Below are 1,778 nucleotides of genomic sequence, written 5' to 3'. Positions count from 1 at the left end.
CGTGCAGGTAGGTCGATATGGCTATGAAGGCAGCTTGATCGACGAGGTTTACCGGGACAAAGAAACGATGGAGTACGTTTTTCGGCTGAATGCCAAGCTGCGCGCCTTGTTCGAGCCCGACCAGTTCACGCAAATCGATTGGGTGGTGCGCCGCGAACTGGATGGCAAGCCACTAGCCCAGTGGCTCCACGGCTTCTACGCGAGCCACGCCAAGCCTTATCCGGTCAGCGTCGCCAAACTGCACGAGTTATGCGGTAGCGATTTTGATGCGCTGAACGATTTTCGTCCAAAGCTACGAAAAGCCCTCGATGCGGTAGCTGATGCCTGCAAGATTAACAATCAGTCATTCCGCTACGAGGTTCAGAATGACATCGTACATGTCAAGAAAGAACCTAGCTCGGCGCAACTTCGCCATTTGACGAAGAAAGCAGAAAAGCCACGCCTGCGCAAACCCTAGTCCTGAGCGAGCGCACTATACCGTTCTAGCGGGCGCACTATACCGTTCTAGCGGGCGCACTATACCGTTCTAGCGGGCGCACTATACCGTTCTAGCGGGCGCACTAAACTTTAAAAAAACATCGTTTTTTTTATTTGTAAATCAGTAATTTGCTGCTGTGCAGCATTTTCCCTAATCCTTCTTTAATCTTCTCTAATCCGCGCGCGCGAAAATCGCCTGTGGATAACTGGTCGTTTGGATGCCTTTTCTCCCCCCCCAAACCCCCCCCTTTCTTCGGCGTTCGCTTCGCTCACCTCACGTTCATTGGGAGGGGTGCAGTAGCCCCCTCCCAAACCCTCCCCAAAGACCCGCTCTCCGCCCTAGGAACCCGACCGACTTCCCCCCCGACGCCAACCCCTTAAACCCCAAAAGACGGCATCCAGGGAGGAGGGACCCGAAGCGACCGGGACCACGAAGAACGCGTTGGGGGTAATCGCAGCAGGATTTCGCTGACAAGGACGGGGCTGGATCGAAAGACATCATGCCCCAGGGCACCCCTAGCACGATCCCACCCCGATTTCCCTTTCGTTGTTCGTTGGTGGAACAGGGCCGATAAAATGAATTATCGGAACCGCAAACGGGGCCTTTCGAGCGGTCCCGGTCGAACGGGTGGTCGAGAGGCCGGGCGTCGATGCCCCGAGAAGCGCTGGAGAGGCCGTTTTCGGGCGTTTTTAGTCTGGGCCGGTTTCCCTATTGGTTTGTGCCGCCGTGTGCCCTAGAGCCGCTTTTTTACGGCTTTCCAGGATCGTCTCAGAACACGGAAAACAAAGCACACGCTAAGGTGTCTCGCAAACGAAGGTTTGCAAGACACCTTGTCGAGAAGGCGGGACGGCCTTACGCCGGTGTGGGGGTAGACCCAACAGTCGTGTCACCAGCCGCCACTTAGCAACCGGAAAACCTGTACCCGTACAGTTCCCGGCTATTTGTCTCAGCTCACCGGCTACGCATTTCTACACAATGCAAAGGAATAAACCACCTTACGCCTTGACCGAGGTACGGTCCGGTGAAGGGAAATTCGTGCCATTTTGTTCCTGTGGGGCTCATTGTGCGGTTTTTTGAACCGCTACAGCTAACTTAGTTCGGTTTAAGTCTTTGATACTACCAAACTTCTTCAAAGTCGGGCTTGTGTAGAGTTTACGAGGGGCCATGCGTTTGTTATCCATGCTGTTCCCTACTCACGTTTATGCAATAAAGACGTTATGTGCTTGAATTTATAAATTGCAGCCCATCGCCTCAGAGGGGAAGACACGAAACGGAACCCTAAACCGCCATGGCGAAATCC

At 54.0% G+C, this 1,778-nt stretch carries 1 protein-coding gene; it reads left to right on the top strand.

All coding sequences use genetic code 11. The features are described from left to right. Window positions 1–457: plasmid replication initiator TrfA (gene trfA / locus E4P82_RS20585; RefSeq protein ID WP_246327771.1), on the top strand; the 457-nt coding region annotated here is incomplete at its 5' end. Between the last annotated feature and the right edge of the window lie 1,321 nt (window positions 458–1,778).

The organism is Candidatus Competibacter phosphatis (assembly GCF_012939995.1).
Classification (GTDB): Bacteria; Pseudomonadota; Gammaproteobacteria; order Competibacterales; family Competibacteraceae; genus Competibacter; species Competibacter phosphatis.
This window is presented reverse-complemented; position numbering and strand designations above follow the sequence as displayed.